Here is a 22,122-nt window from a genome sequence, read left to right on the forward strand (position 1 = left end):
GTTCATTTCTAGTTTGCACCGATATCATCTTTGTATGCTAGAAGTGTTTTCCTTAGGTGGAAAAGGACTATAATAATTTCTAGAGATTTCATATTCGAATCTTAAATAAATTAAAAAGCAACAAAAAAAAAGCGCCTTTAAACTTAAATTGGCGCTTTTTTCGATGCTTTAGTCAAAATAATTATCAGCAAATTGATGTATTTTTTTTAGAAATCGGTGGTAGCTTTCTTTACTTAAATTCTCTAAAACAAGTTGCGCAGCCTCGGTTGCTGGTTGAATATAATCCATATGGTTTAGCATATCAAAATACTTAAACTCTGGGACACCGTGCTGCCTAGTACCGAAAAATTCACCTGGCCCTCGAAGTTTAAGGTCAGCTTGTGAAATCTTAAAACCATCACTAGTTTCAGTCATGATTTTCATTCTTTTATTAGCGGTACTACTGTTAGTATGACAAATTAAGATGCAGAAACTTTGAAACTGTCCTCTACCTACTCTTCCTCTTAACTGGTGCAGCTGAGATAAACCGAACTTTTCAGAGTTTTCTATCACCATTATGTTAGCATTTTTAACATCTACCCCAACTTCAATTACAGTAGTGGCAACCAGAATTGAAATTTCACCATTTTTAAACTGAGTCATAACTTGCTCTTTTTGTTGAGAGCTCATCTTACCATGTAAGAGGCCTACACTTATATCCCCAAAATACTCATCAACCAACTGAAAGTACTGTGTAGCAGCTAGACCACTAACTTTTTCTGACTCATCCACCAAAGGACATACAATATAACATTGTTGTCCTTTTTCCACTTCCTTTTTTATAAATTCAAATACTCGGTTGCGGTTATTAGGAGTAGTTGAGTATGTCTTTATAGGTTTCCTACCTTTAGGGAGCTGTTTTATTGATGATATATCTAAATCTCCATAAAGCATTTGTGCCATAGTTCTAGGAATTGGAGTCGCAGACATTACCAAAACATCAGGGAAACTGCCTTTCCCTCTAAGTACTGCTCGTTGCTTAACGCCAAAACGATGTTGTTCATCAGTTACTATTAACGCAAGCTTATTAAATTTCACTCCCTCTTGCAAAATAGCATGAGTTCCTACCACTATGTCAACTTCACCTTTTTTTAGTCTTTCATATACCTTTATTTTATCCTTGCTACTTGAAGTTAATAGTTCTACGTTAATATTAAAATAATTAAAAATAGACTTTAGATTATAGTAATGTTGTTCTGCTAAAATCTCAGTTGGCACCATCAAGACTCCTTGACAACCACTAACTACAGTTAAGTAAAGTGAGTATGCTGCCACTATGGTTTTACCGCTTCCCACATCTCCTTGTAGCAGTCGGTTCATTGGGGTTGAGGAAGCCATATCTTTAGAGATTTCAGACATTACTTTTTTCTGATCTCCAGTAAGCTCAAACCCTAGTACCTTCGAAAAAACTTCCATACTATCTTTCTTTATGTAATGCTCGATACCTTGTTGTTCATTATAACGTTTCTTCGCAATCAACAAAGCTGATTTAAAAGTCAAAAGCTCCTCAAAAATAAACCTTTTTTTCCCTTTCAGCCATTGGTCTTTACTTTTAGGCTGGTGAACTGCTAGCAAACTATCTCTTAGCCCCAAAAGTTTATATTTTTCTATAATTTCTTTGGGTATAGGGTCTGTTAGATTATTGATATGATTTTTTAAGGCAATAGAAATACTTTGCTGTATTAACTTTTGATTTAGCCCCTCAGTTATGGGGTAAATAGGCTGTAAGGATCCTGTTGACTGCTGAGAGTTTATATTTTGATTTGAAAAGTTATACTCATTTACAGTTATTTGTCTATATTTTTTGTTATAAACTCCTTTTACTTTAATCGTTTTACCCACCGCTAGCTTGCTTTTCAAAAAGGGTTGGTTAAACCAAACTAACTTATACCTTCCTAAACTATCCGACACTTCAGTAGTTAACATGCTCAAATTGCCCCTAATACGTCTAACAGATGGTGCTGTAACTACAACACCTGTAAGAGCTACCTTAGCTTTGTCTTCTATTTTTGAGCCTGCGGACGATACATTTTGCACATTTTCTACTTCACGAGGAAGGTAAAAGAGTAAATCTTTGATAGTTTCAATTCCAAGACTTCTAAAAAGTCGGGCCCGTTTGGGCCCAACTCCTTTTAAGTACTGTATATCTCTATCCATATCTTACTCACCCCTCAATACCTTTTCAATCCTCCTTGCTGATGATGTGTTTGCCAGACCACCCATGGAGGTTTCCCTAAGCTCCTCAGGTAACATTTTCCCTACTTCTGCCATAGCGTCAATTACTTCATCTACATCGATTACGCTATGCACATCTGCCAAAGCCATTTGAGCTGAAATCATAGCAGCTGCCGCGTAATGACCATTTCTTTTTATGCACGGAACCTCCACTAAGCCTGCTACAGGATCACAAACTAGGCCCATCACATTCTTTATGGATATAGCAACTGCATTTTCTATTTGCTTTAAACTTCCCCCTAGTAGGTAAGTAACAGCTCCCGCTGACATAGCTGATGCACTGCCACATTCTGCTTGGCAGCCACCTTCCGCTCCAGCCACTGTCCCTTTATATGCAATAATTTTACCTATCATAGACGCCACAAAAATAGCATTAACTACTTCTTCTTGATTTATATCAAATTCCTCTTCTACTGCCATCAACACTCCCGGCATGATCCCACAAGATCCTGCCGTTGGTGTGGCGACTATTTTTCCCATCGAAGCGTTAACTTCAGCCATTGCCATTGCATATGCCATGGCTTTTTTAGGGGGTTTACCTATAAGCGATTGCGAATCTTTTAGCAATTTATACGCGTCTCCCCCTGTTAATCCTGAGACAGATTTAATATCAGGGCGTAACCCTTCATTTACCCCCTCTTTCATAACTTTCCAGTAATTTTCCATTTTTTCAATTATATTGATTCTGCTTTTTTCCGTTTCTTCTACTTCCCAAGCTAGTATTTGTTCTGGTAATTGCTTATCAGTCTTATCTAAGTGCTCTCTCAACTGGGAAAAACTTTTAGGAAAGCCCATGCCTAATACCTCCTATAGTGGTGGAATAAAGGAAACGATGTCTACTTCATCTATGGCCTCTATTTTCTCAAGGCACATATTAGAAACTTCTTGATCAGTTTCTACTACCATCAAGGCACTTACACCCTTTTCCTTTCTTGCCACACTCATATTTGCAATGTTTACTTTATCTACCGCTAGTTTGTGAGTTACTTTAGTTATTGTTCCATACATATCTTTATGGGGAATTATTAGGGTGTTAAATTTCCCAGTCAAATTCAATGAAAAATCATCAATTTTTGTTATGATGATATTACCTCCACCTATGGAGCATCCTTCAACATTTATTCTTTTAGATTCTGTCATTATATCAAAAACAGCTGTGTTAGGATGACTTGCTCCTTTAGATTCCTCGATAATTTCAAAGTTAACCCCTTTTTCTTTGGCAATCTCAAAAGAGTTTTTTAAGTCGGAGCTTTCCTCGGAAAGTCCCAGTAATCCAGCTACTAGTGCAATATCTGTTCCATGTCCTTTGTAAGTCTTTGCAAATGACCCATAAAGTTTTATAACTACTGATTTAATCGGTTCTCCAGCAATTATCTTTGCCATTCTTCCCAACCTGGCTGCTCCTGCAGTATGAGAACTTGAAGGACCGATCATTATCGGACCAATTATGTCAAAAACGCTCATTATTAGGACCTCCTTTATACGGGATAAGTAGTTATTCCCAGAGCCTTAGGTCCTAGGTGTGCCCCAGTTGCAGCCCCAACCTGAGATAATATTAATTCATGATATTCCTGTCCACCTTCTAAGCTTTCCCGAAGCTTTAAAGCGTCGTTTAAGCAGTCTCCGTATGAAATGGCGACTTTATACTTTGCGGTGTTCAAAAACCTGCTTTGGGCTAATTTAGACAAACCTTCTAACGCTTTAGGTCTATTTTTAAAACAATCAACTACTTCTACCTTCCCACTTTTTATCATTATTATATAAATAGTATTTGCAACATCATCGTTTTCTTTCTCTAGTTGCTTGTTCAGCTTTGCATTAATTGTGTCTGAACCCTCTATCAAAAAATAAGTTAACATATCATTTTTTAGATTATTGGCATAGCTAACTAACTTCGTCTTTTTATTTGAACTTTTAGCCATTTTAGCTATTTCCATAACCAAAGAGCCAAGTCCTAAGGAAAACAGCTGAGTCTCAATCGTACTAACTTTAGTTTCTGACAAAGCTTCCTTAGCACCAGTTGCTTTTTTAGCCACATTATTAAAGGTAGTGTTGCCATGTATTGAGATAATATTTTTATATTTATTTGATAAGGATTGATAGACTTCTAGAAAATCACCAATATCTGGTTCACGCACAGAAATATCTTGACTTTCTTTTTTCAAAGTTCTAAACAATTGTTCTACAGATAGGCCAACACCATCTTTTTGATTTTGCCCATATGCTAATATCTCTAAAGGTACTATACAAATATCTAGCTCGTCGATGATACTCTCGGGTAGATCAGCACCACTATCTGTGACAACTACTGTGGAGGTCATCAAATCACCACCTTTAAGCTTATTCTACCGACACCAAAAAGTAATACAGTGGCTGTCCGCCATAATGAAGCTCTACTTCAACATCTTCAAACTTAGCCTCGATACTTTCCACAATTTCAAAACTTTCTTCTTCTTTCATATCCTGACCATAAAAAAGCGTAATAATTTCGCTCTCTTCATCCACAATCTTTTCTAATAATTCTAAGGTTATCTCCTTAACCCCTTTTCCCAACACAGTAATTTCGCCCTCTGCAATTCCAAGAATATCCCCTTTGTTGATCTCAAGATCATCGTACTTAGAGTCTCTTACCGCATAGGTAATTTGACCAGACTTAACGTCTGATATAGCTTCTTGCATTTGTCCAAAAACCTCATCTAATTCAGCGCCTTCAGCTTGATAATTAAGTAGTGAGGCAATACCTTGAGGAATTGTTTTACTAGGAATTACTCTAGCAGGTATCGGGGAGATTTTTTCTGCTTGCTGCGCAGCCAAGATGATATTACTATTATTTGGTATCAAAATGACAGATTTAGCATTAATCCTCTCTATCGCCTTTATGAAGTCTTCTGTCGAAGGGTTCATAGTCTGGCCACCCTCAATTACATAGTCTACCCCCATGCTGGTAAATATATCTGATAGACCTTTGCCACTAGCTACGGTAATTATGCCGATATCTTTTGCTGGTTTGCTAGGCTTAGATTGTTCTGTTACCATCTTATCTCTTGCTTGTGCCCTCATATTATCGATCTTTATCCCTTGTAGCTCTCCGTAGCTGATTGCATTTTCTAGTGCTTGGCCAGGGTTGTTAGTATGTACATGAACTTTAACAACATCTTCATCACCCACTACAAGTAGCGAGTCTCCCAAAACATTTAACTTTTCCTTTAGCTTTTCAATAGCTATATTATTACCTTGAACCAAGAATTCTGTACAATATCCGTGCTCAATATCTTCAATATTAGCGGGATGCTCATCTTCAAAATCACGAATATCTTCTGGAATTATCTCTTCACTAACCCCATCTAACTTTTCACCTTTTAAAGATCTTAGCCAGCCTTCATAAATAACTAATAACCCTTTACCACCCGCATCAACTACATTAGCTTGCTTTAAAACCTCTAACATCTCAGGGGTTTTATCTAGGGTCTTTTGCCCTTCCTCAAGGCAAGCTTCCATTACGTCTATTATATCCCCGCCATCCCTAGCTTTTAAAAGCGCTGCTTTTGCAGCAAATTTCGATACAGTAAGGATAGTTCCTTCAACTGGCTTAAGTACAGCTTTATAGGCAGTTTTAACCCCATCATTTAAACCTACAGCGAAATCAACTGGTGTAACATTCTCTTTATCCTCTATAGCTTTAGAAAATCCCCTGAAAAGCTGTGATAAAATAACGCCGGAGTTACCCCTTGCTCCCATTAGAGAGCCGTTCGATAGTGCTTTTGCTACAGCCTTAACGCTATCACTTTTTTGTTTTTCTATTTCATTTATAGCAGAGCCCATGGTCAGATTCATGTTAGTACCTGTGTCACCATCGGGAACAGGGAATACATTTAAGCTATCTACTCTTTCTTTGTTTATGGCTAGAGCTTCTGCTCCCATAATTAACATTTCTCTTAAAATTTTTCCATCTACTTGCTTAAGGTCCATTTATGTGTTCCTCCTCTAACTAGCTTTGATCTACTTTGACTCCTTGGACGTTTATTTTAACATGCCCAACCTCTAATCCCGTTAGTTTCTGAACGGAATACTTAACTTTATCTATAACATTTTGAGCAACCTGGTGTATCTTTGTGCCAAAACTTACTACAATAAAAAGTTCGATATGAAGCTGGTCATCTTGTTCGGTAATTTCAACTCCTTTTCCAAGATTTTCCTTCCCTAGTAGGTCTGATAAGCCATCCCTAACTTGCTTTCTAGACTGCATTCCCACAAGACCAAAACACTCTGTAGCACTAGCTCCTGCAATAGTAGCAATAACTTCTTTAGAAACATTGACATTACCTAACTCAGTTTTTAAGTTCATTCTCTTTCCTCCTCTTAAAAATTTTATTCTTTTATTTTAAATTAGTAGCTTCTGATTTCTACTTACTATTTTACTACATTTAGCGAAAAAATCAAAACTTACATATTGAGTTACTTATGCTCACCCCACACCCTTGTATTTTTTGTTTTTTTTACTGTATACTATTTAAAAAGTAGTTATAAATTATTTTTTTCTACTCATTATTTATCTTGCTAAATTAAATATATTATGGTAAAATGATATCTGTTGTAAAAGGAGGTGGGACATATGGCTAAAAAATGTATAATTTGTGAAAAAGCGCCCAGTACCGGTCATAGAGTAAGCCACTCTAACGTGAAAACTAAACGCAGATGGTCTCCAAATCTGCAAAAAATTAAAGCGGATATTAACGGTTCTATACAAAGAGTGAACGTTTGTACCCGTTGCTTAAAAGCAGGTAAAGTTAAAAGAGCCTTATAATACAAATACTTAAGAATAAAAAGCGCCCAACCGGTCGCTTTTTATTTTTTCTCTTTAGTTTTCATAAATACTCTCACTACTTTACTTAAGAACTTGGGAAGTTTGATGGCAACTATTTTCATAAGAACACCCCCACTTTTTAAAAAGAATCTGCTTACTTTATCTTTATTCTATAAAAAAGTAAATGTTCTAAAAAACATAAAAAGAACTTTTAAATTTGTAAATTATTCGTTAGCATATAAAATCTGTTATTACAGTTTATGATATTATCTCCTAAACATTCCTCATTTTAGTGATAATATCCGAGAAATATAATGTGAAACTTACGATCACTGGGAACTAGCAGTCAGTTACCTGCGATAAAATTGACCAAATGACGATTAGGACTTATACTAAAAATTGTGGTTATCCTGCTAAACACCTAGTATTTGAACATATTATAAAATTAGGCAAAAAGGAGAGGTTAAAATGGAAAAAGTAGTAGTAGAAAGTTTTACAATGGATCATACCAAGGTAGACGCTCCCTTTGTGAGAAAATGTGGAGAAATCTGCACACCTAACAAAGACATAATCACAAAATTTGATTTACGATTTGTTCAGCCTAATGAAACAGCGATTCCAACAGCAGCACTACATGGATTAGAGCATCTACTTGCTGGATTTTTTAGAGAGGAACTTAGTGATATTGTAGATATATCCCCTATGGGCTGCCGAACTGGCTTTTATCTAATAGTGGTGGGTAGTCGTGCAGAAGAAGATGTGCTAACTGCCTTACTAAACTCTTTAAAAAAAGTTCTTTCTTCTAAAGAAATCCCAGCTGCAAACCCTGTACAATGCGGTAACTATAAAGACCTATCACTTTTTGGCGCGAAAGAATATGCAAAAGAACTAGTTGATTTATTACAAAAAAAATATAACCTAAAATAGACCGTCAACAAAATAGCTTAGTTGATTTAATAAAGAATGGTATTGCTTTTTTAGCAATACCATTCTTTATTTTTAATAACTATATGTCAATACTCTTCACAGTTTTATGTGTCTTCAAATTAAGAATCTCTATTTTATCTTTTGAAAGCATGCCAAAGCTAGGATAGTCATTTTTCGGTAGGGCTATAGAGCCAGGATTTAAAAAAATTGTGCCCTTCTCAGTATATATATCTGGGATATGCGTGTGACCAGTTATCATTATATCCAAATTAAACCTTTGCGCAAGACTCAGTCTTTCGCAATAATCAATATCATGTCCGTGAGTAGCTAGAATCTTCCTACCTGAAATTATCATAATAGTATATGGGCTTTGTAGAGGGTGATTCAGCACCATTTGATCAACCTCTGCGTCACAATTTCCTTTTGCAAAAACTATCGGGGTTGAAATATTATTTATACGCTCAACCAATAACTTAGGGTTATAAGTTTCGACAATTGGATTTCTAGGGCCATGATATAGAACATCTCCACAATGAATTATTAAGTCGGTATAGCTAAGGTATTTAGAGTAAACTTCATCCCAACTGTCCACAACTCCATGAGTATCGCTAATTATACCTACCTTCATAATAACTCCCTCCTGTTATACTAAAACAACTTTACTTATTTATAATTGTTGCCACGACTTTATCAGAATAAACATTTAGCGATTCAGAAGTACATATATTACTTAGGGTCAATGTTTCACCCATATAAACCTTTTTATTTTCTAAGGGGTATTTAGCACCAGTAATAGAAAGACTTTCTAAATCCTCCAAAGGAAATATTGAAAAACTCTTTTCTTTACATCCTTTGATTTTCTGATTTCCCTTAGTGACATATATAGATTCATTTTCCGTTTCACATACAATATCAAAGCTATCGCTGTAATCTTTGAGGAGGAACAAATTGAATAGTTGGTGGTCAAACCTCCCCCCTGTCAAACCAAACACCACAAGCTTCTTATGTGAAAAAAACTTGGAGATATATTCTAAAGCTAGCTCAAAATCACTTTTATCCTTATCTACCGGATGTTTGATAACTTCCACTTTAGGTTTAGCTCTGATAGAATCTAAATCTCCAATTATAATATCCTCCGTTAAACTCTCAGGAATTTTATCGGCACCTCCATCTACTGCAATTACTTTAGAAGGCTGTGTATAGAAAAAGTCACTTTTTAGTGGAACTTCTCCGTTTAAAAATAAATATATCACTGAAATCATCCTCTTTTATTTTACCATTATTTAGTTAGAAAAAAAAGCGATAAGCGAAATCAAGATAAAAGCAACTAATGTAATTAGTTGAGTATATCCGAACACAATTAAGGGTGTCTTGATTTTAGACTTAACATAATCTTTAATGTTTAAATATAGAACCAATAGCCAGCCTAAACCTACAGAACCTTTAAAGAGATATTCGTTTATAAACTCTAGTTTAAAATCTTCCATAAAAAATACTGTAATAAGTAGCGGAAGTGCTGCTGATAAGAAAAGTTTAAAAGTTTTTGCCTCTTCTTTTTGGTCTGCTGCAGAGCCCGTAAGCTTAGAAAGTAACATAGGAGTTATTAAAGCTGCTATTATAACCTCGGGGAGAATATATGTAATGTTATAAACTCCGGAATAAACAAATACATTTTGATCACCAGCGTACTCAGCGAAAAATACAACACCAGCTATAAAATGGCATATAAACCTAAAAAATCCCCCAAAAACCACACCAAGAACTTGTCTTTTCGAAAATAACCCCGAAAGACCAACTACTCCGAAAGCTAGTGGATAATCTAGAAAACCCTGAAGTGGTTGAGCAATTACAGCGTCTCCAAGAAAAATTTGCATCAAACCAAAAGCTGCTCCAGTTAAAACGCCAGGAAAAACACCCCATCTTAAAGCGATTATAAAGATAGGTACCATCTGTAGTGAAACGGATCCACCTTGAGGCATCCGGCCCAGTCTTAGATAACTTAGAATAATAGCAAGGGCAAGCATAACCCCAGCTTCAACTAAAACTTTAGTTTTTTGATTTCTCATATTCAACTCTCCTTTAATAAATAAAATTTCAATCAGTTAGGGTTGTTTCCCCGCTAACCATTAAAATAAAAAGCCAGTTAAACTGTCATAAAAATTAGACCGTCCCAACGGGAACGGCCTAATTTAGTTACTTGTACGCCGACTTCCCTCCGCTGGCACTATCCAGATCAGGTTCAAAGGGTCAAACAAAATGTCTTCTCAGTTACTTTAAGTAACTCCCCCAGTCATCACTATTATTTAATTCATTAAACTTTCTATAGCTTTCCTTTTATCGATACTTTTAAATATATAAGATCCGGCAACAAGCGAAGTTGCGCCAGCGCTTATAAGTTCACTGGCATTTTCACCATTTACACCACCGTCAATTTGTATCTCAACATCCTTCTCACTTGGCAGCATGCTCTTAAGATGCTTTATTTTCTCAACAGCTTCTTTAATAAACTTTTGTCCTCCAAAGCCTGGGTTTACAGACATTATAAGAATCATATCTACTTCATTTAATATATACCTTAAATTTTCAACATTTGTGGCTGGATTTATTGCAACTCCTGCTTTAATATCATACGACTTTATCATTTGTACCACTCTATGTAGGTGTATAGCAGATTCATAATGTACCGTAATAATGTCGGCACCATTTTCTGCAAATTTGGGTATATAAAGCTCTGGATTCTCTATCATTAAATGTACATCCAATGTAAGGTTGCTGAGATTGTTAATAGCTTTTACATAATCAGGTCCAAAGGTTATGTTAGGAACAAAATGTCCATCCATGACATCTATATGCAGCCAGTGGGCACCTGCATCTTCAATAATCTGTATTTCACTTTTTAGTTCAAGTATATTTGCTGCTAGAAGGGAAGGCGCAATTTTAACCACGTTTATATCTCTCCTTTAACTGTTTCAATTTTTTATTAAGCATAACATAACTTTCGTATCTATCTTGATGTAGCTGCCCTTTTTCCACTGCCTTTTTCACACCACATTCTTGTTCACTCATGTGAGTACAAGAGGTAAATTTACACTCAAAACCATCAAAGTCGACATAAAGGTTAGCTAACTGTTTCAGGCCAACATCCTGCAAGGACAAATTTGAAAACCCTGGCGTGTCAACTATAAAACCATTTTTAGTAACTTCAACCAATGAGCTATGAGTAGTAGTATGCTTACCTCTTTGTATCTTAGTGGAAATATTCCCAACCCTAAAGTTGGCATCGGGATTTAAGTTGTTAACCAATGAGGATTTGCCAACTCCACTTTGCCCACATAAACAAGATATTTTATCCTCCATTAGACTTTTCAACTGAGAAATACCTTGTGGTGGTTGATTTGATATGCCTAAAACTCTATAGTTTGTACTTTGAAGCCTATCTTTAACATATTTTAACACACTATCTCCAAGATCTATCTTTGTAACACACACCAGCGCGCTAATATTATAATGCTCAGCTAGAGCTAGCAATGTATCCATTAGCATATAGTCAGGTTTTGGTTGCTCATTTGAGACCATTACAATCATTTGATCGATGTTTGCTACAGTAGGCCGATAAAGGAGGTTTTTCCTAGGCAAAACCTTTTCAATAACACCTTCGTCATCTGATATAGTAGTGATTTCCACCCTGTCACCTACTAAGGGCTTAATCTTTTCTTTTTTTAGCTTTCCTCGGCCCTTACATTGATAAGAATAACCACTTTCTGTTTTTACATAATAAAACCCACTTAAAGCCTTATATATTATCCCGTTAATTCATTTTCACAACCTTTCTAAAAATTATTGTAACTCACCATCTACAAACACCCTAACTTCTCCACCTTCCCAAAGGCGCACATCAAACTCTCTAGGTCTGCGCCCTCCAGATATTCTCTCATCAACAACCGTAGTCATACCTTCAATATCTTCAACTACGATACGTACGTGTGTACCGAAAAAGTCAACATCAACCTCAACTGTTTTTTCTATGCGCTCATATGGTCTTATGCTCAACTCCACAGTGGTCTGCCCTGGTAAAATCTCGTCATTAGAAGAAGGATTCTGATCAACAACAATTCCACTAGGACTTTCACCTTGAGGTTGTATCCATCTAGTTGTGTAATTCAAACCTAATTGCTCAAGTAAATCATTAGCTTCATTTAAGTCTTTATCGATTAATCCAGGCATATTTACAGGTTTAGGCCCCTCACTTACTAAAATTGAGACAACTTCTTCCCTTTGTAAACTACCACCGCTAGGAGATTGACTTATCACTTTACCACTTTCCACAGCATCATCATACTCTCTATTTACCTCAACCTCAAATCCTACTTCGGACAGTGTGTTTAAAGCTGATCTTTCAGTCTCGCCCACAATATCAGGAACGTTAATGTATTGAGCTCCAAGGCTTAAAATTAATGAGACCTCTCTACCTTCACGTCTCGTTGAACCCGCTGAAGGACTTTGGTATAGCACATGATTTGTAGGCAAATTACTGTGTTCTTCTCCTTCAATCACATACTGTAATCCTAAGTCTTCTATCTCTTTGATAGCTTCAGACAGAGGCAGCCCCTCTACATTTGGCACTGGAACTTCCGGTACATGTAAGGCTCTTTTTGTTAAAGCGTACCCTCCACCTATTAAACCAGCTACAAGTAGTAGGGAAATCAAAACTATAGTTGTAATTTTTTTAGCTTTTGCTTTTCCTTTTTGAGTCCCCTTTATTTCATCAGCATCTTCTTTTTCTGTTGCCTCCGCAATTGAAAAACGCTGAGTCTTTTGATCTAATTCATCTGATTCTTCAATTTCTACAGCCCCATAATTGAGCCAGCTCCTAATATCATTTAATAATTCCTCTGCATTTTTATAGCGCATATCTTTGTTTTTAGTCACAGCTTTTTTTACAATACTTGAAACCCCTTCAGGTATATCCGCATTAAGCTCATCTAGTGGCCTTACTGGTTCTTGGATATGTTTTATAGCTACAGATATTGGGCTATCTCCATCAAAAGGCACTTTGCCAGTTAACATCTCATACATGACAATTCCTAGAGAATAGATGTCCGATTGTGCACCTGCATAGTTACCCTTTGCTTGCTCTGGGCTGAAATAATGGACTGAACCAAGTACTGTATTTGTATTTTGCATAGTTAAAGTTTGATCTGTATTTATTGCTTTTGCTATACCGAAATCAGTAACTTTAACATGCTTTTCTTTTGTTAATAATATGTTCTGGGGTTTGATATCCCTATGAATTATTGAATTATCATGGGCATGTTTTAACGCCTTACAAATATTTTTAGCAATATTTAAAACTTCATTTAAATTAATTTTACCTTCATTTATATAATCTTTTAGAGTTTGACCAGCTACATATTCCATCACAATAAAATAATTTTGCTTATCTTGACCTACATCATATATTCCTACAATGTTGGGATGGGAGAGTCCAGCAGAAGCTTGTGCTTCCCGTCTAAACCTTCGAACTAGCTCTTGATCATGGACAAATTGGGCCTTTAATACCTTAACGGCAACTATCCGATTTAACAACGTACAGCGAGCTTTATAAACTATCGCCATACCACCTGTGCCTATTTTTTCTATTATATGATACCTATTTGCTAGCTTTTGTCCAACCATGCTAATTCACCTCCTTAATATCCCCAACATCTGCTATCGCAACTGTTACGTTATCTGTGCCACCTTGATTTAGTGCTGCTCCTATAAGCTTGTCGCAAATGTCTTCTACTTCTGATTCCATCATCAACTCAGCTATTTCTGTATCAGTTAGGCACTTAGTCAAACCGTCTGTACACAGTAAAATTTTATCATATGATTTCAACCTATGACTTCTACTTTGAACTTCAATAATACTATCAGTGCCGACAGCTTGAGTTAAAACATTCCGTTGTGGATGCTTTTCTGCCTCTTCTTCTGTTAATTGACCATGTCTAACTAGATCAGCTACCAATGAGTGATCATTTGTCAATTGTAAAAGCTGTTTATCTCTTAACAGGTAGACTCGACTATCGCCAACATGACCAACATTTAAGTAACCATTAGATATAATCACTACAGATAGCGTAGTACCCATACCTTTTAAACTTTCCTTTTCATTAGAAATCTTATAAAGCTCCTCATTTACTTGTTCAATTAAAGTCTTGAGCTGTATAATATCATCGTTATTTTCAAGTTCATTTGCCAAAAAATTTACAGCTTTTTTACTGGCAATTTCTCCGGCTAAATGTCCACCCATCCCGTCGGCAACAATTATGTACGAAAAGCTACCATTTCTACCATAAACAAAATAATCTTGATTAATTTCTCTTTGATAACCACAATGAGTTTTCCCACCTATTTTCATTAGGCCTCACCTACATTCTTATTCTAATTATTCCTTTTCTTAAGTTGACCACAAGCAGCATCAATATCGCTACCAAGTTCTCTTCGGATTGTCGCTTTAAAGCCTATTTTTTGTAAAACTTTTTGAAAGGCTTTTACTCTTTCGTCTGAGCTTTTTTTAAGTTCATGATCACTACTAGAGTCATTTAAAGGTATTAAGTTAATATGACATAACAGTCCAGACAATAAGCTAGCAAGCTCGAAGGCATCTTTATCACTATCATTGAAATCACTAATCATAGCGTACTCTATAGTTAAACGACGTTTAGTCTGGTCAGAATAGTAGCGACAAGCGTCTATAACCTCCTTTAAAGGGAAGCTTTTGGAAATTGGCATAACTTTTTGCCTTTTTTGTTGATTTGGAGCATGTAAAGATAGTGCTAAAGTAATCCCAAGGCGCTCTTCAGCTAACCGGTAAATCTGGGGGACTAAACCTGAAGTTGAAAGAGTGATATTTCTGATTCCGATATTAAAAGTTGTTTCATCATTTACAAATTTGATAAACTCTAATACATTATCGTAATTATCTAGGGGTTCACCCATGCCCATAATAACAATATTTTTTATTCTCTCTTTTGTTATCCTTTGTATAGCCCAAAACTGCTCTACAATCTCAGCATTTGAAAGATTTCTTGTAAAACCTTGCTCGCCTGAGCTGCAAAACACACAGCCCATTTTACAACCTACTTGGGTTGATATACAAATACTTAAGCCATGCTCATATTTCATTAATACCGCTTCAGTTAAAGCTCCATCAGGAAACTTAAGCAAAAACTTTGTCGTACCATCTTTTGACACCTGTTTATCTTTAATTCGAATATCACCTATAGTAAATTTATCCTGAAGTTCTTCTCGCAGACTTTGAGGAAGATTTGACATCTCCATAAAAGATGATACTTGCTTTTGATATATCCACTGATGAATTTGTTTAATCCTAAATTTTTGACTAATATATGGATTTAATTTATCTTCCATAGTTTTAACATCTAATCCTACTAAGTTTATCACTAGTCAATTTCACCCTTTTTTCTTTTTTTAATTTTTGCTATATAGAACCCATCTGTATTATCTTTATCTGGAAAAACATGCCTTTGTTGAACTAAAGACAGCGTATCATCGATATTTAAAGCATAGTTAACTATATCTTCATTTTCTGTTTTAGTCAATGTACATGTGGAATAGATCAAGACCCCTCCAGGGTTTAATAATTTAACTCCATTTTTAATCAGTTCTAACTGTAACGACGCAATGCTAACCAAGTCATCCTTGCTCTTATTCCATTTTATATCTGGCTTATTTGCAATTACTCCTAAACCGCTACAAGGGGCATCTAAAAGCACTAAGTCAAATCTTTTTTGGAAATACTCACAAGCTTTAGTGCTGTCTAATAAAACCGGCTCTACAATATTGACGCCAGCAGTTTGACAGGATTTTTTTATAAGATTCACTCTATGCTTATGAACATCACACGCATAAATTTTACCCTTATCACCCATTTGCTGAGCTAAATGGGTTGTTTTTGTGCCTGGTGCTGCACACATATCGATAACTGTTTCCCCTGGCTTAGGATCAGCTATTTCCCCTACCAAAATTGAACCTAAACTTTGCACAAAACATTTGCCCTCATCAAGTTCTTTAATGTTATTTAGCGGGGTACTGCTGTTAAATTTTATGGCAACTCGATACTGGTCAACACTGCTGACATCAATACCCTTATCTTTTAATGTCCTTAAAAGCTCTTCTTTTGTACTTTTCAAAGTATTAACCCTTAGGGTTGTATGGTGCGAAGAGTTCATAGCTTTTAACAAAGCTTCTAGATGTTCATTCGTTGTAGTGACCTTAGAAAACTCTTCTACCATCCACCTTGGATAGGAATATCTGATAGAAAGAAACTCGAGGAAATCTTCTTTGGGCACATCAAAAATACTGTCTTTTTCCCTGACAATATTCCTAAGAACAGCATTTACAAATGACGCTTTTCTATAATTGCGTTTTTTAACATACTTTACGCCTTCATTAACTACAGCATAATCAGGTATGCTATCTAGAAAAGCGATTTGATATAGTGATGTCATTAACGTGTACTTTAACCAATCCTGCTGTTTGTGAGGTCTTTTTACATACTTTTTTAGCACCCATAGAAGAAATGTTTTATTAGCTATAACTCCATAGACGATTTTTGTAAAAAGACTTTTATCCTCAGGAGTAAAAGTTACCTTTTTTAAAACATCGTTAATAACTAAATTTGAATAGCTTTCGTTACGTTCTATCTGCACTAATGCCTTAATACATTCAACTCTAGGGTTTGAATTATTTTCCATTACCTTCGACTATTCCTTAACAAGATTAATCTAAGAAGCTGCGCTAATGCAACCGCAGTTGCCGCTATATAAGTTAGGGCTGCTGCATTTAATACTGCTTTAGTCCCCTTTTGTTCCTCATTAGTTATAATCCCTTCATTTGTTAGTAATGCCATCGCCCTGCTAGAGGCATTAAATTCAACGGGAAGAGTAACTAATTGAAATATAAGCGCAAAGGAAAAAAACGCAATTCCTAAGTCCATTAAGTAAGTTGGCCCACCACCTTGGGCGCTAAAAATAAATCCAATCAAAAATAGAGGCATAGCTAGAGAGCTTCCAAACTGTGCCAATGGAACAAAGTTATTTCTAAAGGCTAAAAAGAAATAACCTTCATCATGCTGATTAGCATGACCGGTTTCATGGGCAGCAATTGCCAAAGAAGCTAGAGATGTACCGTTATGGACTTCTCTTGATAATCTAACCTTTTTAGCTTTTGGATCGTAGTGATCAGATAAATGTCCACTTGTAAGTTCCACGTCAACATCCTGCAAACCCATCCTATCAAGCAATGTCCTTGCCACTTGCGCTCCTGTTATTCTTTTGTTAGCCATAACTTTAGAATATTTTGCATAAGCTGACTTCACCTTTCCCTGGGCATACATAGCAAAGATACCTGCTGGAATGACAAAATAAATTAACCCCGAATCGAAGAAAAAAAGACCTGTGCCGCCAAAAAACATAATTATTCCTCCCTCAACATTTTTTTTACTTTTAGTTTTAATTCCTTTTCATCAACCAATGTATTGTAACATGGACCGTTTGGTCTCTGGTTTAAGATTCCTACAACAGGAAGTGGTTTGCAATCCATTATGCCACTGAAAAGGTCTCTTTCGCAGGCTACCGCTAAAATGCCTTTCGGTCTTGACTTTTTAACAACTTCGCGGGCAGCGGTCCCTCCTGTTGCTACATAAAGATTGAATTTGTATTCATCTTTTAGCTTTAAGATTGAAGCAAGGTCACACTTGCCACAACGCTTACATTTGTCAACATCATGGGTTACCTTAACCTCACAGCTTGCCTTTTGTATGCAATGAGGCAAAAGCACTAATAGCTCCTCCCCTTTTAATCCATCGTTAACCTCCGCCATCATTTCATTGTTGATAGCTATAAAGGACCCCTTTATTTTTTCTTTATTCAATTTAAAAATCTTTGCTAAGAAAAATACCACAGGATATAATACTTTAATACTGAGCCAGCCTAGCTTCTGTAGTGATTTAGGTACCTTTTTAAAAGCTACACTTTCTAATAACACCAAAATACCTAAGCTCACTATCACTAAAAAACTGAGTAAAAGAACAAATAACGTATATATAATTACATTTATTACTACAGAGTTGGCTATTATACCACTTACTAGTAGGCCAATAAACCCTACAATAAGCATAAGCGCAACAATAAGTAGCGACATAAACAATCTTTTTTGATATGCTTCTACTTTAAAAGCCAATTTTATCCCCTTCTCTTTTCCCCAAATTTATCCCCTTCTTTAATATTGTATCCATTTACGAAAGAGATAGCATCCATTTTCTTTTTGTTTTGTGGTTGTACAGTTTTCAACGATACAGCACCATCTTTTGCCTGGACCAATAAACCGTCTTTATCTGCGGAAACTACCTGCCCACATTCTTTTTTAAAACTTTTGCTAGATACTGCACTATCATAGAGTTTAATTCTAGTATTATTAAAATGTGTGTGTGCCCCAGGCCATGGGTTTAGTCCACGGATTTTATTGAAAATTTGTGTGCTTTCTTCATTCCAGTTAATCTCACAAATTTCTTTTGTTATCTTAGGAGCATATGTTGCTTCCTTAGAATCTTGTGGTATAGGAGTTATTTTATCATTTTTAAGCTGTTCCAATGTTTCAATCAATGCATCGGCTCCAACCTTTGATAGCTTATCGTGTAAGGTAGCTACATTATCCTCTGAATTTATATCTACCTTTTTTTTAATAAGCATATCTCCTGTATCCATTCCTTCATCCATCAGCATTGTAGTTATGCCTGTGAACGCCTTGCCTTCGATTACAGCCCAGTGAATCGGTGCAGCACCTCTAAACTCAGGCAATAGCGACCCATGAACATTGACACATCCTAAAGGTGGTATCTGCAGGATTTCCTTTGGAATAATTTGACCATATGCCACAACAACTATAACGTCTGGAGAAAGCTTTTTTAACTCTAAAATAAATTCCTTATCTTTTACCTTATCTGGCTGAAACACATCTATTTTATTTTCCACTGCATAACTTTTCACCGGCGAATAAGAAAACTTTTGTCCTCTTCCTCTTTTTCTATCCGGTTGCGTCACAACAGCTATAACATCATAATTATTATTAAGATTCTCCAAAGTCGGGACCGCAAAATCTGGGGTTCCCATAAATACAACTTTCATATTAAACACCTAACCTTCTATGAGTTTATCTACTTTGTCGGTAAAAATTATACCATCTAGATGATCAATCTCATGTTGTATAGCTCTCGCAAGCATACCCTTAGCATTAAATTTGATGTTTTTACCAACCCTATTTACCCCCGAGACAGTTACTTCTTCTGCCCTTTTAACTTCGCCATAAACTCCTGGCACACTCAAGCACCCTTCTAAATCAGCTTCCTCACCGGTAGCGTTTTCAATCTTGGGGTTAATAAGCTCTATTTTAGGAAGTTCATCACCCACTTGAATAACTATCACCCTTTTTAACACCCCAATTTGAGGTGCTGCTAGTCCTATTCCATTATAATCTACCATAGTTTCATACATATCATCTAATAGCTTTATTATCTCTTTATTTACCTCCACTACGGGATGGGATTTTTTTCTTAATATTGGATTCTCATCTGCTAACACCTGTTTAACTGCCAAAACAAAAACCTCCTTATGTTGTCGTCAGTGGATCTACATCGATAGAAACCCTAACACCTTTTGAAAACTTATAGGGGAAGTTAGCCTTGTTTAAGACATCTAGCCATTGTTTAAGGTCTTTGGTTTTCAAAATAACTTGCCACCTATAATTGTTTCTAAGCTTATACCTAGGACTCATTACCGGCCCTAAAATTTCACTTTTTTTTATTTTATGATTTTGAAGTATCTCTTTTAAAGCAAAAGATACTTTTTCAGCTTCACTTCTTACTTTTTCTTCTTGACTTGCGATTATGTCAAATTTTATCATATGTGCAAATGGTGGATAATTCAATGCTTCACGAATCTTCAATTCCTTAGTGTAAAAGTCCATATATTCATAACTTGAGCTATGCTCAATGCTATAATGCTCAGGAGAGTATGTTTGTAATATTACTTTACCTTCTTTCTCATCTCTCCCAGCTCTACCTGCTACCTGCGTGACAAGTTGGAATGTTTTTTCTGCACTTCTAAAGTCAGGAATGTTAAGCCCCATATCTGCAATAACTATGCCTACCGTGGTAACGTTTGGGAAATCAAATCCTTTGGCTATCATCTGGGTGCCAATTAGGATATCTACTTGTCCATTGGCAAACTGTTGATAAACCTTATTGTAGCTATCTTTGGAGGACATAGTATCTACATCCATCCTTAAAACCCTGCTATGCGGAAAAGTTTCCTGTACTTTTTTTTGAAGTTTTTCAGTTCCTATACCATTAAAAGCTAAATGAATACTTTTACATGATGGGCATTTACTTGGATTGGCAATCTGGTAATGACAATAATGACAAACCATATAATTACCGCTATCATGACTAGTCAAAGTTAAGTCACAACTTGGGCACTTAAAAGTGAACCCACATTTTCTGCATAATGTTGTTGTTGAAAAACCTCTCCTATTTAAAAACAGTACAACTTGCTCATTGTTATCTAGTGAATTATTTATATGATTTAACAACTTTCTGCTAAATACACTGCGGTTTCCTTCTGTAAGTTCCTGCTTCATATCGATGACGTCAATTTTGGGCATTGGTCTGCTATTGGCTCTCTTAGGTAGTTTTAAAAGTTTATATTCACCTTTTTGTGCCTTATAAATACTTTCTAAAGCAGGAGTAGCAGAGCCTAAAATTAATACTCCTCCTAATAGTTTTACTCTTTTTTTAGCAACCTCGACAGTGTTATATTTAGGATTTTCCTCTTGTTTATAAGTATTTTCATGTTCTTCATCTATTATAATCAATCCAAGATTTTTAAAAGGAGCAAACACTGCACTTCTAGCTCCCACAACAACTTTTACCTTGCCCTCATTTATTTTTTGCCACTGATCTAACTTCTCCCCCTGTGAGAGACCTGAGTGTAACACTGCAACATCATCTTTAAATCGGCTTTTAAAACGATTTACCATAAGTGGCGTTAACGAAATTTCAGGAACTAAAACAATTACTTGCTTGTTTTGCGTTATTATCTTTTGTGCAAGCCTTAGATAAATCTCAGTTTTACCGCTTCCTGTCACTCCCCATAACAAAAAATTATCCTGTTTATGCTTATTTAAAGATTCGGAAATCATCTCATACGCTTTTTTTTGATGGGCTGTTAAGTCAGATATCACTTTTTCTTTAATATTTATACTATCAGGTTCTCTAAAAACTTGAGTTTTGTTTCTTTGAACAACGCCTTTTTCAACCAACGTATTAGCCGCCCTTTTTAGTTCTGTGGGAAGCTTTTGGTAAACAACTTCTCCCTGATTTTGCAGCACTTCAAACAACTGATGTTGTCGAAATGCTCCCTTAGTTATTTGGTTTTTACTAGATCGTGCATTTAAGCTTAAAATATCGATATATTTTTTTGAACTTTTTTGCTGAAAAAATTTATGTTTAACCAAAACCTTTTCTTTAATGTAACAGGCTACATCATCAGAGGATACATTAAATTTTTTCGCAAGTTCACCTAAAGTCCTAGGTTTTGACATGAAAGCCTTTAACTCTTCATTGGTACAACTATTACCTGCTACATACTTTTCAATTGTATTGGTTTTAAGGCCAGCTGGTAACATAGCATTAAAACATACTGCTAAGTTAGTTATATAACGATGTGCCATCCATTTACCCAATTTGATCATATCGTCCCCTATAAGTGGGTCTGCATCTAAAACATCAATAATCTGTTTTAAATTTTCCACTTCACTTTGTCCCTTAATATCTATTACATAGCCTAACATTCTTTGCCGTCCAAAAGGAACTATCACCCTTGCTCCATAACTAAGGATTTTAGATAGGTGTGGGGGTACTAAATAATGATAAACCTTATTTAGTTGTTTTGTGGGGCAGTCGACGGCTACCTCAGCAATTTTCAACTATATCCCCCCTAAAGTTCGATAATAATTAATTATATCATAATTTATGGTACATGGGAAAACAAACTAGC

At 35.8% G+C, this 22,122-nt stretch carries 22 protein-coding genes and 1 riboswitch; of the genes, 2 read left to right on the forward strand and 20 right to left on the reverse strand.

What is annotated here, in order from left to right:
- Positions 1–168: 168 nt before the first annotated feature.
- From recG to PRVXH_RS07425, 6 genes are read right to left on the reverse strand one after another with little or no spacing between them, the layout of a single operon-like run.
- Positions 169–2,196, reverse strand: coding sequence for an ATP-dependent DNA helicase RecG (recG, locus tag PRVXH_RS07400; protein WP_353892150.1), 2,028 nt, complete (start codon positions 2,194–2,196; stop codon positions 169–171).
- Between the two features lie 3 nt (positions 2,197–2,199).
- Entirely contained in the window at positions 2,200–3,069 is an 870-nt protein-coding gene (sdaAA, locus tag PRVXH_RS07405) for an L-serine ammonia-lyase, iron-sulfur-dependent, subunit alpha (protein WP_353892151.1), read from the reverse strand.
- Positions 3,070–3,081: 12 nt separating this feature from the next.
- On the reverse strand, positions 3,082–3,738 hold the full coding sequence (gene sdaAB, locus PRVXH_RS07410; RefSeq protein ID WP_353892152.1) for an L-serine ammonia-lyase, iron-sulfur-dependent subunit beta: 657 nt from the start codon (positions 3,736–3,738) through the stop codon (positions 3,082–3,084).
- 14 nt (positions 3,739–3,752) lie between these two features.
- The gene (locus PRVXH_RS07415) at positions 3,753–4,595 is read right to left on the reverse strand and encodes a DegV family protein (RefSeq protein ID WP_353892153.1); all 843 of its coding nucleotides are present in this window, start codon (positions 4,593–4,595) and stop codon (positions 3,753–3,755) included.
- Between the two features lie 19 nt (positions 4,596–4,614).
- On the reverse strand, positions 4,615–6,243 hold the full coding sequence (locus tag PRVXH_RS07420) for a DAK2 domain-containing protein (protein ID WP_353892154.1): 1,629 nt from the start codon (positions 6,241–6,243) through the stop codon (positions 4,615–4,617).
- Positions 6,244–6,262: 19 nt separating this feature from the next.
- Positions 6,263–6,619: an Asp23/Gls24 family envelope stress response protein gene (locus PRVXH_RS07425; RefSeq protein ID WP_353892155.1), complete on the reverse strand. Its 357-nt coding sequence runs from the start codon at positions 6,617–6,619 to the stop codon at positions 6,263–6,265.
- A gap of 267 nt (positions 6,620–6,886) precedes the next feature.
- On the opposite strand from PRVXH_RS07425, the gene rpmB reads away from it, so the two are divergent.
- Both rpmB and PRVXH_RS07435 read left to right on the forward strand, forming a co-directional pair.
- The gene (rpmB, locus tag PRVXH_RS07430) at positions 6,887–7,078 is read left to right on the forward strand and encodes a 50S ribosomal protein L28 (RefSeq protein WP_353892156.1); all 192 of its coding nucleotides are present in this window, start codon (positions 6,887–6,889) and stop codon (positions 7,076–7,078) included.
- A gap of 468 nt (positions 7,079–7,546) precedes the next feature.
- The gene (locus tag PRVXH_RS07435; RefSeq protein ID WP_353892157.1) at positions 7,547–8,005 is read left to right on the forward strand and encodes an S-ribosylhomocysteine lyase; all 459 of its coding nucleotides are present in this window, start codon (positions 7,547–7,549) and stop codon (positions 8,003–8,005) included.
- Between the two features lie 79 nt (positions 8,006–8,084).
- Here the strand turns inward: PRVXH_RS07435 and yfcE are convergent, their stop codons facing one another.
- From yfcE to priA, 14 genes are all read right to left on the reverse strand, one after another.
- On the reverse strand, positions 8,085–8,633 hold the full coding sequence (yfcE, locus tag PRVXH_RS07440) for a phosphodiesterase (protein ID WP_353892158.1): 549 nt from the start codon (positions 8,631–8,633) through the stop codon (positions 8,085–8,087).
- A 31-nt stretch (positions 8,634–8,664) separates the two neighbouring features.
- Positions 8,665–9,258 (reverse strand): thiamine diphosphokinase, encoded by a 594-nt coding sequence (locus tag PRVXH_RS07445; RefSeq protein WP_353892159.1) that lies wholly within the window; start codon positions 9,256–9,258, stop codon positions 8,665–8,667.
- A gap of 30 nt (positions 9,259–9,288) precedes the next feature.
- A complete protein-coding gene (thiT, locus tag PRVXH_RS07450; RefSeq protein WP_353892160.1) occupies positions 9,289–10,071 on the reverse strand; it encodes an energy-coupled thiamine transporter ThiT in 783 nt (260 codons plus the stop codon).
- A 127-nt stretch (positions 10,072–10,198) separates the two neighbouring features.
- A riboswitch (TPP riboswitch) is annotated at positions 10,199–10,303 on the reverse strand.
- A 5-nt stretch (positions 10,304–10,308) separates the two neighbouring features.
- Positions 10,309–10,950 carry a ribulose-phosphate 3-epimerase gene (rpe, locus tag PRVXH_RS07455; RefSeq protein ID WP_353892161.1) on the reverse strand — a complete coding sequence of 214 codons (642 nt, stop codon included), beginning with the start codon at positions 10,948–10,950 and terminating at the stop codon, positions 10,309–10,311.
- The gene (rsgA, locus tag PRVXH_RS07460) at positions 10,943–11,818 is read right to left on the reverse strand and encodes a ribosome small subunit-dependent GTPase A (RefSeq protein WP_353894560.1); all 876 of its coding nucleotides are present in this window, start codon (positions 11,816–11,818) and stop codon (positions 10,943–10,945) included. The genes rpe and rsgA overlap by 8 nt, the downstream gene beginning before the upstream one ends.
- 24 nt (positions 11,819–11,842) lie before the next feature.
- A complete protein-coding gene (pknB, locus tag PRVXH_RS07465) occupies positions 11,843–13,681 on the reverse strand; it encodes a Stk1 family PASTA domain-containing Ser/Thr kinase (RefSeq protein WP_353892162.1) in 1,839 nt (612 codons plus the stop codon).
- Position 13,682: 1 nt separating this feature from the next.
- Positions 13,683–14,405: a Stp1/IreP family PP2C-type Ser/Thr phosphatase gene (locus PRVXH_RS07470; protein ID WP_353892163.1), complete on the reverse strand. Its 723-nt coding sequence runs from the start codon at positions 14,403–14,405 to the stop codon at positions 13,683–13,685.
- 23 nt (positions 14,406–14,428) lie between these two features.
- Positions 14,429–15,451 carry a 23S rRNA (adenine(2503)-C(2))-methyltransferase RlmN gene (gene rlmN, locus PRVXH_RS07475; protein ID WP_353892164.1) on the reverse strand — a complete coding sequence of 341 codons (1,023 nt, stop codon included), beginning with the start codon at positions 15,449–15,451 and terminating at the stop codon, positions 14,429–14,431.
- Positions 15,451–16,764: a 16S rRNA (cytosine(967)-C(5))-methyltransferase RsmB gene (gene rsmB, locus PRVXH_RS07480; RefSeq protein WP_353892165.1), complete on the reverse strand. Its 1,314-nt coding sequence runs from the start codon at positions 16,762–16,764 to the stop codon at positions 15,451–15,453. The genes rlmN and rsmB overlap by 1 nt, the downstream gene beginning before the upstream one ends.
- Positions 16,764–17,483, reverse strand: a complete 720-nt coding sequence (locus PRVXH_RS07485; RefSeq protein ID WP_353892166.1) for a zinc metallopeptidase — start codon at positions 17,481–17,483, stop codon at positions 16,764–16,766. Before PRVXH_RS07485 ends, rsmB begins: the two co-directional genes overlap by 1 nt.
- 2 nt (positions 17,484–17,485) lie before the next feature.
- Positions 17,486–18,250 carry a DUF116 domain-containing protein gene (locus PRVXH_RS07490; RefSeq protein ID WP_353892167.1) on the reverse strand — a complete coding sequence of 255 codons (765 nt, stop codon included), beginning with the start codon at positions 18,248–18,250 and terminating at the stop codon, positions 17,486–17,488.
- Between the two features lie 2 nt (positions 18,251–18,252).
- Positions 18,253–19,194: a methionyl-tRNA formyltransferase gene (fmt, locus tag PRVXH_RS07495; RefSeq protein WP_353892168.1), complete on the reverse strand. Its 942-nt coding sequence runs from the start codon at positions 19,192–19,194 to the stop codon at positions 18,253–18,255.
- A 9-nt stretch (positions 19,195–19,203) separates the two neighbouring features.
- Positions 19,204–19,662 carry a peptide deformylase gene (gene def, locus PRVXH_RS07500; protein ID WP_353892169.1) on the reverse strand — a complete coding sequence of 153 codons (459 nt, stop codon included), beginning with the start codon at positions 19,660–19,662 and terminating at the stop codon, positions 19,204–19,206.
- Positions 19,663–19,675: 13 nt separating this feature from the next.
- Positions 19,676–22,051, reverse strand: a complete 2,376-nt coding sequence (priA, locus tag PRVXH_RS07505; protein ID WP_353892170.1) for a primosomal protein N' — start codon at positions 22,049–22,051, stop codon at positions 19,676–19,678.
- Positions 22,052–22,122 lie beyond the last annotated feature (71 nt).

Source organism: Proteinivorax hydrogeniformans (assembly GCF_040515995.1).
Taxonomy (GTDB): Bacteria; Bacillota; Proteinivoracia; order Proteinivoracales; family Proteinivoracaceae; genus Proteinivorax; species Proteinivorax hydrogeniformans.